The following is a 12,894-nucleotide window of genomic DNA, read 5'->3' on the forward strand; positions in this document are numbered from 1 at the left end:
CAAAATAACTTTGAACCATTATTTATTTCAATATAAAATAATAAAGGGGTATATATGAATAGGTATGTCCTTTTTATGTGATGATAATGTGAATTGAAGCGTAATACTGAAACGGTAAACGAGAACAATCAGTGCCGAAACAGATAGTAAGGAAAGTAAAACAGTAACAGCAGACAATACTTATAATGAAAACGTTCATAATGGACTGTCTATGGATGAAGAAAAAATACGAAAAGATAAAAGGGGCAAATGAATATGAACAGAGCCTTTAAAGGTACCGTATTAGCAGGGATAAGTGTGGGTTTCTTGCTAGCTGGTTGTACAATAGAAACATATGTCCTAACGCAGTCCAGAATATAAGCAAGTAGATTAAGTATTCTAAGCAGATAAATGAAGACTATAGCGATGAAGAAATTGAAAGACAACTAAGAGATATAGCATCCTGACTTTCTAAATAACATGAGTGTTTCTATAGAATGAATCCTTAGGAGGGCTATTGTGGAACCTTTAATCAATGCTATTTTATACTTTGTATTTTTATTTGGAGCACTGTTTCTTATACTGGGTACTGCATTGGTTTTATTAATCGTGGCTGCATTACCAGTAATCTGGAAGAAGAATCTATCATTCCTAATGATTAGTTTAGGTATAAATATACTTGTCATTCCATTGTCTTTTTTTATTGGCGGGATGGCAACAGATTCCCCTGGTAGTACGATGCACGATTTTTGGGAAGTATTTTTCTTTATTCAGGTATTTCCGTTTCCCCTAGTACTGCTATCTTTAGTTTGGTGGCTTGTGCGTCGAAAAAAAGCAAAAGTTCATGTATAGTGTTTTTAATGCAAATAAGCTGTCCGTTTGGGCAGCTTATTATATTTATTACTAAGCGTGATTATTTCCAAAATGAATGCAATACCACTATACAGTTAAATTGAAGGTGAAACATATTGAAATCTTATCAAACTTTAGCCCACTTGTATGCATTAGGACTAGGTTGCGGACTTTGGAATAGAGAGGAGGTTATTTCATGGTGCGATAGGTTGATTGAAGCAAGTGATCACCCGCCATATGAAATTATGGAGATATCTTTAATGTCTAAAGCAAAGCTGATATATATAGAATCGGCTTTACTGTCATATAGCCGCATAGTTGATGAAAAACCCTTGGTAAACATCCTTCTTTCAGTCTTAAATGAAAAGTTAGTAGCTCAGAAATGGAATATTAAACAAGCGATTACTTGCTCTACTCGATTACTAGTAAATAGAGGCCTGTATTGGGAAGAAGAATATTTTGATTTATACAGCCTTAATGATAGCTATGACTTAGCACAGGAAGGTATCCATTTTAATGAAAAAGATGTGATTTCTGCTTATATCGATACATTAGATGTTTTTCGCATCCATTTTAACGAGTTTGAAGATCTCTATTTACAAGTCATGAAACAGAAGTGGCAAGGGTAGAAGGCAGGAAAAAGAATCATTGAATCGTAAGAGTTATTTCCTGTATTTATCACCAAATTTATCTAGCCAAGACAAATCTGTCTTCGTGTTGATGAATTTTTGTCTCTTAATAGCTTAATGCTATCGTTTTTAATTTTTCCGACAGCAAGCAAAGTTAGCATGTTTAATGCATAATCAGACGCCTGTAAATGAGCATTACTATTTAAATTTTTACCAGAGAGTAATTTAGTTAATTAGTAGAAAAAGGAAGGGGCCTATTTGGCTCCTTCCTTTTTCTCATACATACATAACGCTTGTTGACAACTTATGAAATAATAGCATTCATCGCTATTAAAATATAACATTAAAAGCAATTAATTAGATATGCAATTTTGCATATATTGTACTATTTCATGAATAGGAACAAAACTATTTATTCCTTTCTGTATGGAGACAAATAGATTTAGGTTTACTTAGGGTAAGAAGACCTGATCATTGATTGCTGGTTAAACCATATTTCTACGTATTTGAAACAAATTATTTCACTGAATTGTATGTTAAAGAGAGTGAGGGATTTATGAAATGTAGATTATTCCTTGATTTCTTACTCGTGATTTTACTTGGACATCGGAAAAGAAGTTACGTTATATACGATTTCAAAAGGGGATATTATTCAGTGCATCCAAAGATGCGCTCCGTTTCCTGTTTCCTATCCTACTAAATTACCATTCCAAGCAAATTTCTTCTCTTTCAAACAATTCATCCATTGAATCAAGATAATTCGGCCATACGTATCGGAGGACATGAAACTTTCTTAATACCATTTGGAATATATTTCAATATACTTCCGATACTATAACAGATCGAAAATTTCTTTATTGGAGGTATATAATGGCATATCCATTTCGTAACTTAGTATTTGAAGGTGGCGGGGTAAAGGGAAGCACTTATATAGGTGCCATCCGTGCACTAAATGAAGAAGGGATTTTACCAGAAATACAACGATTTGGAGGGACTTCAGCAGGAGCGATTACTGCATTACTTTTAGGTCTTTCCATTCCATTCCATTCGCAGATCTTGTAAAAATCCACAAAGACATGAATTTCAAAGCGTTTAAAGATGATGATTTTTCGATTGTACAAGATAACATTCGTTTATTTTTTGATGGTTTTGGTATCTATAAAGGGGATTTCTTCACTGAGTGGGTAGGAAAGATCGTTGAAAAGTGGACAGGGAGTAAGGACACAACTTTTCAGCAGTTGTATGACAAAACAGGAAAAGACGTGTTTTTCCAAGGAACGAACGTTTCTACACACCAGCTTCGTACGTTTTCTCGCGAAACGACACCTGATGTCCCGTTAGTAGTTGCTGTGCGGATTTCGATGTCCATCCCATTCTTTTTTAAATCTGTGGAATGGGATAAAGATTATTATGTAGACGGAGGTGTACTCGATAACTACCCAATTCGTTTATTTGATCGGAAAAGTTTTGTGAATAAAGAAGAACACTTCACGACCACAGATACGATTGACGAGGTTAATAAACTGATAAGCAATATAGAGGATTATTCTACACTAAGAAGCTTACACACGAAATACAATGCATCTTTCTTTGATCCTACAGATGAAATTGTCTACAACAAAGAAACACTTGGTTTCCGTTTAGAATCTCAGGCGGAGGTTGCCATGTTAAAACATATCGCAACCTCAACAGAACATCATATTGGCCATTCTCTTATTCATTTTGCATGGAATTTGTCTCAAACCATGATCAAAGGTCATGAGAGCGGAAAAACCACCAAAGAAGATGCTGCCCGCACTGTATTTATTAATACATTCTTTACGTCGTCGTTTAATTTCATATTGTTGGTTTTTATACGTGTTTGGTAAAAATCAATGAGTTGCAAAAAAATACTATGCTGAAATCTAGTTCGGTATAGCAATGTGCATATAAAAGATTTCACTTTGCTATATCCCCTAAAAAGAGTCATAAAAATCTATATTTTTTTAATTCAGCTGCATACTACAAAACTTCTTTTAAAAGAAATGTATGTACATACACATTATATTTTGTTCCATAACTCTCTAACTTTCGTTCACGATAGTCTGTTAAGTACAGGATTATTGGCGGGTGGTGCAATAGGTGCAGAAGATGTGAAAACAAATGAAAAAGTACAAGTTGCTGTTGCAGGTAAAGAGGGAAATATAACGTATAAAGAAATTGATAAAGCAGAATCTCCATTGTTATTTGGAATGTATCCTTTATGTTAAGATCCTAATAAGAAGTTAGTTTTTTTTGATAATTAATATTTATGCAAAATGTATAATTAATATACTAAAACGTTTTTAAATTTTATTAATGTATTTCTTTTCATATGAATGAATTATTTATTGCAACAGGTTTCCCTTTCAAAATAAGATGTTCAAACAAAAGACAATATAAGTATCTTTATAATGATTTTTCAATATAATCAATGTGTTTATGAAAGGAACTCTGTGTTATTTTTGCTTTTTTACTAACTAATACAGCTTCAAACAAAGGACACAATTGCTACATGCTAAGTGTAATTTATTACCTATTCAAAATTCTGTCTATTCAATCTTTCTAAAAATAAAAAAAGATTAAACTTATAAATATACAAGTTATAATGAGGGCGTCGAGACACAATTTATTACCTCTAGAGAAAATATCAAACCTCGTTTTGGATTAAAAATTCTAAAGAACTTGCCAGTAATTTTTTAAAATTGGACATACTGATATGATTACTATACGGAGGATAGCGGATTAGAAGGGAAGTTTATTCAACTCAATAAAGAAAGCGTTATCAAACAAAACTTGTTTTGAATCGATCATTCTAATAACTTAGATTCAACTACAGCTAAAAATAATAAATTATGGGGGTGCTTATATGAACATGAATGTAGCATCTATTAAAGAAAAAAAGATTGTTAAATACAAAAGTTGTTTTGATGTGATTGGGCCCATAATGATAGGCCCTTCAAGTTCACATACTGCAGGTGCTTTGGCTATTGGAACAGTTGCTAATAAATTATTTCAAGGTCTTCCCAAAAAAGTTGTGGTAAAGTATTATGAATCATTTGCTGAAACCCATAAAGGTCACGGAACTGATTTTGCAATTATTGCTGGTATATTAGGCTTAGCTGCTGATGACAGCAAAGTGCCAGATGCTATTAAAATAGCAGAGTCTAAGGGAATTGACATTACCTTTATTGAACAATTGGGTAATAGTCCTGCTGGTCATCCAAATACGGCAGATGTATATGCAGAGGATGAAAGTCGAAGTATTAGAGTAATGGGTATTTCGGTCGGTGGTGGGTTGATTGAAGTCAAAAATGTTGAAATTGATGGATTTAGCTTAAATCTGCAGGGGCCATTGCCAGTTGTTATTGCGATTTCAGAAAGAGCTGACTTTGAATTTGTTTTACGCAGGATCTTTAAACAATATGATGTGGAAATTAACAACTTTCATAGTTTGGAAGATAAAACAAAATATTTATATGCATTCGCTTTGGATTCGATATTGCCAGGTAATGCTCAGAAGGAATTAGGAGATTTAAGCAATATAGCTAATCTTATTATTCTTTAGTCACATTAAGGAGTGAAAAATATGTATATGGCCATAAAAGAAATTGTGGATGCAGTTAATAAAAGCCAAAAGCAAATTTATGAATTAGCAATCGAACAGGAAATCAAACAAACTAAAACTTCTTATGAAGAAGTATGGAGTAAAATGGAACGAAATTTAGCGACTATGCAACATGCAATAAATAAAAGTATCGAGGGCGACGGTGTATTTTCTCCAACAGGTTTGACCGGAGGGGATGCTGTAAAAATTAAAAACTATCGAGAAAATAGGAAAACTCTTTCTGGAGATTTGATGGTGTTAGGGATTCAAAGTGCTATCGGTGTTAATGAAGTAAATGCTGCATTAGGAGCTATTTGTGCAACTCCAACAGCAGGTGCGAGTGGGACGATTCCGGGAGTCCTATTTAGTATTAAAGATACGTTGCAGTTAAGTCATGAAGATATGATTCATTTTCTATTCACTTCAGCGTTATTTGGAACGATAGTCGCAAACAACGCTTGTATTTCAGGAGCGTATGGAGGATGTCAAGCTGAAGTAGGAAGTGCCTCAGCGATGGCGGCTGCAGCTGCAGTAGAAGCTGCGGGTGGAACGCCACAGCAATCTTCTGAAGCTTTTTCGATTGCATTACAAAATTTACTCGGTTTAGTTTGTGATCCGGTCGCTGGTTTGGTAGAAATTCCTTGTGTAAAGAGAAACGCCATTGGAACGGCAAATGCTTTAGCAGCAGCGGACATCGCATTAGCCGGCGTAAACAATCTCATCAATGCTGACGAAGTGATTGAAGCCATGTATAGAGTTGGAAGACAGATGCCTCGCGAATTAAGAGAGACAGGTTTAGGTGGTATTGCAGCTACACCTACAGGAATTGCCATTAAAAATAAAATCTTTGGGGAGAAACAATCAAATCAATAAGTTATCGAGTATATTGTGAAGTTTTTAACAATATTTACTCTATTGTTCGCCTAAGGATGTCTGTATATTGGGGGAGTTATCAATAAAATATACTACTATATAATTAAAATATTTTATAAGTGGTAAGAAACCCTTCAGGTTGATGCTTCGCTAATTTTTTGATTTTTATTAACTTAGAAGGGGGATATTCGTTGTGGGGCACTATATAAGCTATTCATTTTTCAAGAACGGTCTATATTCCTATATCTTAAAAAGAGAATTAAGAATAGGACACAAGGAGGAATTATTATATGGATGGGAATACTGCAAAAAACATAGAATTTCAAGCTGATAACACTGCAGTAAAAAATGAGAAATATCTAGACCCTAAAAAGTGGCATAAACAGGATACTACCTGGGCATTGAGCCTTTTTGGAACAGCAATTGGAGCAGGAGTACTCTTTTTACCGATTAATGCAGGTTCAGGTGGTTTATTATCATTGCTGTTAATTACCATACTTGCATATCCTGTTATGTATTATTCACATAGGGCGCTTGCTAAAATGATTTACGCTTCGAACTCTGCCGATGAGGGGATTACAGGTACAATAAGAGAGTATTTTGGAAATAAGGCAAGTATCATTTTTAATATTGTATATTTTGTCTCCATTTATACGATCGTGCTGATGTACTCGGTCGCACTTACAAATACCGCTAGTAGCTTTATCGTGCATCAATTGCACATGTCGGAGCCTCCAAGGTCCATTTTATCGCTTGTTTTAGTACTCGGTCTTATCGCTATACTAAATTTTGGTCAAGATATAACTGTAAAGATCATGAGCATGCTAGTGTATCCTTTTATAGCTTCTCTACTTTTTATCGCAATATCTTTGATTCCACAGTGGAATACGTCAATGCTTAGTTTTTCAGCTGTTTCTACTGCTTCAACAGGAACAGGATATTTAGGAACAATATGGATGATACTTCCAATCATAGTATTCTCGTTTAATCATTCGCCTATGATTTCGTCATTTGTTATGAAACAGAGAGCTACGTATGGAATAGATGCTACTGATGCTAAATGTGCTCAAATACAAAAAGTTTGTTATATTATGACATTCGCAGTTGTTATGTTCTTTGTTTGGAGCAGTACCTTAAGTTTAACTCCAAATGATCTTAAGGTGGCAAAAGAACAGAACTTGTCAATCCTATCATATCTTGCTAATGAGCTTAATTCGCCAGTAATCACTATTGCAGCTCCTATCATTGCATTTGTGGCTATTACAAAGTCGTTCCTTGGTCATTATATAGGAGCGTATGAGGTAATGCGTGACATGATTATCAAGTCCAGTAAAAAACGTGGGAAAGATATAGGAGAAAAAACAGTTAAGACAATAATTCTTACTTTTGTCGTATTAACATGCTGGTATGTTGCTTATACAAATCCAAGTATTCTTGGAATCATTGATGCCCTTAGCGGTCCGCTAGTTGCTGCTATCTTATGTATACTACCAATGTATGCAATCCATAAAGTATCAGTACTTGCTAAATACAAAGGGAAATCTAGCAATGTATTTGTCATTATTATAGGTATTCTTACTGTCCTAGCAAGTATTAAGTCATTATTCTAATCCACTATTGTTAGTATCGATGCAAAAACCGTGGGATATGGAAAAAAGAAAGATTCTTATCGGAACTGAATTCTATATTGTTAAACTAAAGAAATCATGGTTTTGGACAAACTCCTCACATTGGAGAGTTTGTCTTTTTTTATCATTTTAGCCAAGAAGACCCCTTCCTCAAGGAACGCAAAATAAGTAGGTGGGAGATGAATTGGCTAAAATGATAAACTGGTGACCCCGTATGTAGAAGTAAAAAAGGGGGAAACTATTGTATAATTATCGATAATTTAGGGGGCGCCAAATGAAACATAATAAAGAAGTAACACTTGGGGATTACGTTGAATTTTCATATCGTAAAAAACATAATTTGAAATTAATGGGATTTGTGGTGAATGTTTTACAAAATACAATTGTTGTAGATATTGCGGAAAGAATGGATATCGAGGTAGATGATTTTAGGCAAGTTGTAAAGCATGGTTATTATAATAAAGTGGTTCATAAGCAAATAAAGAATAGTGTTTCATAAAAAGTGCTCCTATATATATAAATTTAGGAGCACTTTTTATGGAGAGAATTTTCGCAAAGATTTTTTTGTCTGAGGTATAAAATTTTCATATAAAAATACGTTTTGAAGATATTTTCTTATTTGTTAATTAATAATTTTTTCAATCTTTATAGCTGTTATGGATTTAAAATATTATTCATAAGAATTTCACATAATTTTATTAAAAAGAAAAATACTAATACTTGTTTTAATACTTTACTTCGAGTCATTAAAACAAATTTACTAACTACGAAACAAGGAGGCATCACTGTGGACATTCGTGAAGGATTAATTCCAACAGCTTTAGGTACAGCAGTGACAGCAGCAGGTTATGCTCTTAAACAAACTCGTGGAACTAATAAAATGATTGCAAATACAGTATTTGGTTTTGGTTTAGCACACGTCGTTTTAGGTGTAATCGATCTTGTTGAACATCGTCGTTAGAACGAAAGGCAAGCATTGATATATGCTTGCCTTTTTGGGAATACATTTATTATTCATTTTTCAAAATATGTTTGTATGGCGTAATCATTATCAATGTAATTAAATAGTTACACTACAAGGAAATTAGAAAGTAAAACTGTGAGCATTGAATTTTATGAAATGAGATGGTGATGGAATGGAATTTTCTTCTGAAAGTAATACGTATCATGCTGGTGACATTGTTTATATTTTTTACCGAAATCCTCATACTCAAGACGTAGCTAACATACAAGCTGCAGCAGTTGTAAATAATCCTGAAAGACCTAATGAATTAGCACTATTTCTTTACGAAACGTATTATCCACTAACAAATGAGATGGCTATATATGCTACCGAAGATGAGGCAAACCAAGCTTACACTTACTATTATGGTGATATTTCAGAGGGGATGTTTGAATGAATAAGCCATTTATGCCTAAGCTCGTATATTTTGAACCGAAAGCATTAGATTATCCTTTGGGAAAAGAGCTGTTTGAGAAGTTTTCAAAGATGGATGTTGAAATTCGACATACTACTTCCCATAATCAAGTAAGAGATTTGCCAGGGGATAACGATTTTCAAAAGTATCGAGTAGCAAAATCCACGCTGGTTGTTGGTGTTAGAAAAACACTGAAATTTGATACTTCCAAGCCTTCAGCAGAGTATGCAATTCCTTTTGCAACGGGATGTATGGGGCATTGTCATTATTGTTATTTACAAACAACGATGGGAAGTAAGCCTTATATACGAACGTATGTAAATGTTGAAGAAATTTTAGATGCTGCTGATAAATACATGAAAGAGCGTGCACCTGAAGTAACAAGATTTGAAGCGTCGTGTACTTCAGATATTGTAGGAATCGATTATTTAACGCATACCCTTAAACGGGCCATTGAGCATTTTGGAGAATCTGAATATGGGAAATTGAGATTTGTTACGAAATTCCACCATGTAGATCATTTACTTGATGCTAAACATAATGGAAAAACAAGATTGCGCTTTAGTGTAAACGCTGATTATGTGATTAAAAACTTTGAACCAGGAACTTCTCCCTTAGCTAAACGAATTGAGGCAGCAGGAAAAGTAGCTAGAGCTGGATATCCTCTTGGTTTCATTGTAGCTCCTATTTACCTGCATGAAGGCTGGAAGGAAGGATACTATCATATGTTTGAACGCCTAAATGCTGAATTACCTCTTGATGCACGGGATGATATTACATTTGAATTTATTCAACATCGTTTTACAAAGCCAGCTAAGAGAGTAATTGAAAAAAACTACCCGATGACAAAACTAGAATTAGATGAAGAGAAAAGAAGGTATAAATGGGGGAAATATGGAATCGGAAAATACATTTATCAAAAAGAAGAAGAAGAGGATATAAAAAACTATCTGTATTCCTATATGAAACAGTTCTTTCCTAATGCAAAACTAGAATATTTTACATAAAAGAAACGAACAAAATTCATTACATCATCAATCTGAAAAATTACTCACTCAAAAAAGTGATATTAGTCAACAATTCGCTAATAAATCATTTGAAAAATTTATATACGAAAGTCTTTTATGTAAAAATATGTTTCATTATGAGCTGACTCCCAACAGTTAAACAGAAAAATACAGTGGTTGCTCTGAGTTAGTGGAGATAGAAGAAAGAGGATTTGTAGTAGGTGCGTCTTACGATATTGTTAAGGAAAAGAAATCAAATCCAATTATGAAAGGGACGTATCAGATGGTACTTCCCAGTAAGTTAGCGCAGCAAGGTGGAAAAGGGGCAGGGAATAATTATATTAATGTGAGTGCAAAAGCAGATAGTGTATTTGAACAAATACGAATTATTGCTAAAAAAAATTAGTCGTGAATTATTTTTTCTGAAAAATTACTCTCGAATCCTAATGCTTTACAGAATACGCTAGATGTATATATTCGTGATCATGAAATGAGAAGAAACATCCGTCTATTTGTTTCTGAAAAAAAATGCAGAAGCTATCTTGAAACAAAGTGCAAAACCAGAAAATTTACCGGCACAGTATATTGATATGCTAGCTGAACATCCTCCCAAAAACGCTCAAATGGTGGAGGCGGCAAGAATTGGTGATGTGCAGGAAAAGATAATTTCAAAACGCAGTTTTGTACTACCTATCTTAAGGCCAACAAAACAAGGGATAGAAATGGATGGGGCTGCATTGTTTCATGGGAAAGATAACAAGTGTGTTGGAATGTTAAACGGAGAACAAACACTGGAATGAACTTTGTAATTGGTGAGAAATTAGGGGGCTATTTTACCATACGTGAAAAGAATCAGCTTATTACATATGAAATTCATAAATTACACCGAAAAATAAAGGTTTTTACTGAAAATACTACAAAACCGAAGTTTGATATTCATTTGTTTCTCGAAGGTACTTTGGCGGAGTTGCATTTTAGCGATTATAAACAAGTTATGGATGAAAAACGCTTAACGAAGGATATTTCAAAAGAGATGGAGCAAAGGATTCAAAAATCAATAAAGCTTGTTCAAAAAAAATATAAGGTGGATGTATTAGCATTAGGAGAAGTATATAAGCGGAATAATTATAAAGAATGAAAGAAAATAAGTAAGAATTGGGATCAAGGTGAAAATTATTTTAGTAATGCTGACATTAATGTTTATGTTCATCCAGTAATTGAACATTCAGGCTCAGCTTTACCGAAGAGAGTGAAATAAGGTGATTTAAGTCGTTAGCGGATTACAAATACGCTAAACGATATTAATGCTGGTTCTGCATTTTCAATCAGTGCAGACTTATGTACTTTAAACGTGATTAATAAATTATATTTGGCTTATTATGATCCTTTGGTTAGCACTAGTTAGAGTTATAGTAAAAATATTAAGTAGAAACGACTTATTTTTAATAATAAGAGGAAATATGTTACTGAAAAGTAAGGAGACAAATTATTACTTTTCTAAAGGGTAATTAGGTTCGTACAATGATGCATTAAAGTGATTCATAAGGGATTCTGAATGCTAAGAGAGTGAGAATGCATTACAAAAGAAAGGTGCATAGGCGCCTTTCTTTTTTGAAGGGATTTTTTGTTACGAGTTAGTACAAAATTGGGTTCAGGGGGTACTATAAAATTTTAGCTTGATGGCGATGGGGTAGCATCCACCGTCTATCAACATCACTACACCTATATTTAATACTGCGTTACGTGCCTTTAATCAAGTGAAAAACAAGACCCATTTTGTAAAAACTGAAACCAACGTTTTCTAAACTGAACTTGAGCCATATCTGCATGAACATGGGCCTCCATTTTTAAAGCTTCTGGTATAGGTCTAGGATGTTGACTTTCTACAATAATTTGATCCTCTTTTAGTACTCTTAAACTAAATTTAGCTAAAATTTGGTCTAGTAAAGGGAAGTACTTTAAAAATGTCCTTCCGGTATATCCCATAATTAATGTCTCTTCTTCATCAATTGGTGTAAACGTAATATACTGAATAAATGACTCATTCTCCTGTTTGCCACTGTGAAGCATCCACTGATGTGGGAATTTGTATTCAAGGTAAGCATCACCATTTGAGAATATAAACTGATCCAGTGTTCCCTCCAGCTTATAATTGGTTGATTCGGTTTTTGTTTTTCTACCAATCGTTTTTTTATGTACATAAGCAAGATGAGCAATATCCAGCACAGATTCGATTGATCGAGTAAGGTGTGCATTCCAAGTGGCGTGGAAGAAAGAGAGTTTAAAAGGAGTGTTCTCCATTACATGAAAAGTTTGCCATTCAGGTGGAGTTTCCTCACTATCAGGGTATATCCAAATCAACCCAATCTTTTCTTTTACAGGGTATGAGAAGGTATGAGCAAATTTCGGGATAGGTTTATTGGGTTGGGATGGAATTCTTACACAAGTACCGCAACTATCGAACTCCCAACCATGGTAGGGACAGACTAGTTTACCATTTACTACTTGTCCCAGTGATAAGTCAGCGCCACGATGAGGGCAGTAAGGTGATAGAGCCTGAACTTCGCCTTTTTCATCCCGATATAATACAAAATCTTTGCCAGCAACTCTTTTTTTTACTGGAATCTTTTTTATATCTTTTACATAACTCACAGCATACCAATTACGTGGGAATACTCTATTTATATTTAGAGTCATTTATTTTCTCCTTCTTTTTATTCACCTAGTAGATATTAGTGGTGTCTACTGTATACTGTCTATTCTATGCTATAAAATATTTTAAATGTTCGTTTAAAATTAATAAATCTACAGTTTGATCAAATCATTATGAAAGCCTGTATAATCTCTCTAAATGTAACAAAAATGACTATAGTACAATAGATT

Annotated in this window: 13 protein-coding genes and 3 pseudogenes; 15 read left to right on the forward strand and 1 reads right to left on the reverse strand. The window is 33.9% G+C overall.

All coding sequences use genetic code 11. The features are described 5' to 3' along the window. The first annotated feature begins 498 nt into the window (after nt 1-498). From ACTFN4_RS22900 to ACTFN4_RS22970, 15 genes and pseudogenes are all read left to right on the forward strand, one after another. Nucleotides 499-831, forward strand: coding sequence for a hypothetical protein (locus tag ACTFN4_RS22900; protein WP_044797405.1), 333 nt, complete (start codon nt 499-501; stop codon nt 829-831). Between the two features lie 116 nt (nt 832-947). Beyond that, nucleotides 948-1,460, forward strand: a complete 513-nt coding sequence (locus ACTFN4_RS22905) for a hypothetical protein (RefSeq protein ID WP_033689675.1) — start codon at nt 948-950, stop codon at nt 1,458-1,460. Between the two features lie 870 nt (nt 1,461-2,330). Continuing rightward, a pseudogene (locus ACTFN4_RS22910) lies at nt 2,331-3,298 on the forward strand (patatin-like phospholipase family protein); the annotation flags it as partial. A 186-nt stretch (nt 3,299-3,484) separates the two neighbouring features. After that, the gene (locus ACTFN4_RS22915) at nt 3,485-3,709 is read left to right on the forward strand and encodes a hypothetical protein (RefSeq protein ID WP_098878368.1); all 225 of its coding nucleotides are present in this window, start codon (nt 3,485-3,487) and stop codon (nt 3,707-3,709) included. Nucleotides 3,710-4,347: 638 nt separating this feature from the next. Next, nucleotides 4,348-5,046: a serine dehydratase beta chain gene (locus tag ACTFN4_RS22920; RefSeq protein ID WP_001056999.1), complete on the forward strand. Its 699-nt coding sequence runs from the start codon at nt 4,348-4,350 to the stop codon at nt 5,044-5,046. A gap of 21 nt (nt 5,047-5,067) precedes the next feature. Next, entirely contained in the window at nt 5,068-5,958 is an 891-nt protein-coding gene (gene sdaAA, locus ACTFN4_RS22925) for an L-serine ammonia-lyase, iron-sulfur-dependent, subunit alpha (RefSeq protein ID WP_439962830.1), read from the forward strand. A gap of 290 nt (nt 5,959-6,248) precedes the next feature. Continuing rightward, a complete protein-coding gene (locus ACTFN4_RS22930) occupies nt 6,249-7,568 on the forward strand; it encodes an aromatic amino acid transport family protein (RefSeq protein WP_086409166.1) in 1,320 nt (439 codons plus the stop codon). A gap of 292 nt (nt 7,569-7,860) precedes the next feature. After that, the gene (locus ACTFN4_RS22935) at nt 7,861-8,085 is read left to right on the forward strand and encodes a DUF2187 domain-containing protein (RefSeq protein ID WP_439962831.1); all 225 of its coding nucleotides are present in this window, start codon (nt 7,861-7,863) and stop codon (nt 8,083-8,085) included. Nucleotides 8,086-8,373: 288 nt separating this feature from the next. Beyond that, entirely contained in the window at nt 8,374-8,547 is a 174-nt protein-coding gene (locus tag ACTFN4_RS22940) for a hypothetical protein (RefSeq protein ID WP_000354585.1), read from the forward strand. 175 nt (nt 8,548-8,722) lie between these two features. Next, a complete protein-coding gene (locus ACTFN4_RS22945) occupies nt 8,723-8,986 on the forward strand; it encodes a transcriptional regulator SplA (protein WP_000396090.1) in 264 nt (87 codons plus the stop codon). Further along, a complete protein-coding gene (gene splB, locus ACTFN4_RS22950) occupies nt 8,983-10,011 on the forward strand; it encodes a spore photoproduct lyase (RefSeq protein WP_439962832.1) in 1,029 nt (342 codons plus the stop codon). Before ACTFN4_RS22945 ends, splB begins: the two co-directional genes overlap by 4 nt. A gap of 190 nt (nt 10,012-10,201) precedes the next feature. Then, nucleotides 10,202-10,600, forward strand: a pseudogene (locus ACTFN4_RS22955) (Ger(x)C family spore germination protein). Beyond that, complete coding sequence (locus ACTFN4_RS22960) at nt 10,524-10,811, forward strand: hypothetical protein (RefSeq protein ID WP_439962914.1); 288 nt, start codon at nt 10,524-10,526, stop codon at nt 10,809-10,811. The pseudogene ACTFN4_RS22955 and the gene ACTFN4_RS22960 overlap by 77 nt, the downstream one beginning before the upstream one ends. Beyond that, nucleotides 10,808-11,149, forward strand: coding sequence for a Ger(x)C family spore germination C-terminal domain-containing protein (locus ACTFN4_RS22965; protein WP_439962833.1), 342 nt, complete (start codon nt 10,808-10,810; stop codon nt 11,147-11,149). Before ACTFN4_RS22960 ends, ACTFN4_RS22965 begins: the two co-directional genes overlap by 4 nt. Before the next feature lie 301 nt (nt 11,150-11,450). Continuing rightward, nucleotides 11,451-11,519, forward strand: a pseudogene (locus ACTFN4_RS22970) (HXXEE domain-containing protein); the annotation flags it as partial. A gap of 241 nt (nt 11,520-11,760) precedes the next feature. Here ACTFN4_RS22970 and ACTFN4_RS22975 read toward each other — a convergent pair. Further along, complete coding sequence (locus tag ACTFN4_RS22975; RefSeq protein ID WP_439962834.1) at nt 11,761-12,708, reverse strand: Rieske 2Fe-2S domain-containing protein; 948 nt, start codon at nt 12,706-12,708, stop codon at nt 11,761-11,763. Nucleotides 12,709-12,894: the final 186 nt, after the last annotated feature.

Source organism: Bacillus cereus group sp. MYBK95-2, from assembly GCF_051915225.1.
Taxonomy (GTDB): domain Bacteria; phylum Bacillota; class Bacilli; order Bacillales; family Bacillaceae_G; genus Bacillus_A; species Bacillus_A cereus.

What these genes read in the sequence shown, in the direction of transcription:
- ACTFN4_RS22930 (WP_086409166.1), top strand. Translation starts at nt 6,249, where the DNA reads ATGGATGGGAATACTGCAAAAAACATAGAATTTCAAGCTGATAACACT.
- splB (WP_439962832.1), top strand. Translation starts at nt 8,983, where the DNA reads ATGAATAAGCCATTTATGCCTAAGCTCGTATATTTTGAACCGAAAGCA.
- ACTFN4_RS22975 (WP_439962834.1), bottom strand. Translation starts at nt 12,708, where the DNA reads ATGACTCTAAATATAAATAGAGTATTCCCACGTAATTGGTATGCTGTG.
- ACTFN4_RS22935 (WP_439962831.1), top strand. Translation starts at nt 7,861, where the DNA reads ATGAAACATAATAAAGAAGTAACACTTGGGGATTACGTTGAATTTTCA.
- sdaAA (WP_439962830.1), top strand. Translation starts at nt 5,068, where the DNA reads ATGTATATGGCCATAAAAGAAATTGTGGATGCAGTTAATAAAAGCCAA.
- ACTFN4_RS22915 (WP_098878368.1), top strand. Translation starts at nt 3,485, where the DNA reads ATGTATGTACATACACATTATATTTTGTTCCATAACTCTCTAACTTTC.
- ACTFN4_RS22920 (WP_001056999.1), top strand. Translation starts at nt 4,348, where the DNA reads ATGAACATGAATGTAGCATCTATTAAAGAAAAAAAGATTGTTAAATAC.
- ACTFN4_RS22965 (WP_439962833.1), top strand. Translation starts at nt 10,808, where the DNA reads ATGAACTTTGTAATTGGTGAGAAATTAGGGGGCTATTTTACCATACGT.
- ACTFN4_RS22945 (WP_000396090.1), top strand. Translation starts at nt 8,723, where the DNA reads ATGGAATTTTCTTCTGAAAGTAATACGTATCATGCTGGTGACATTGTT.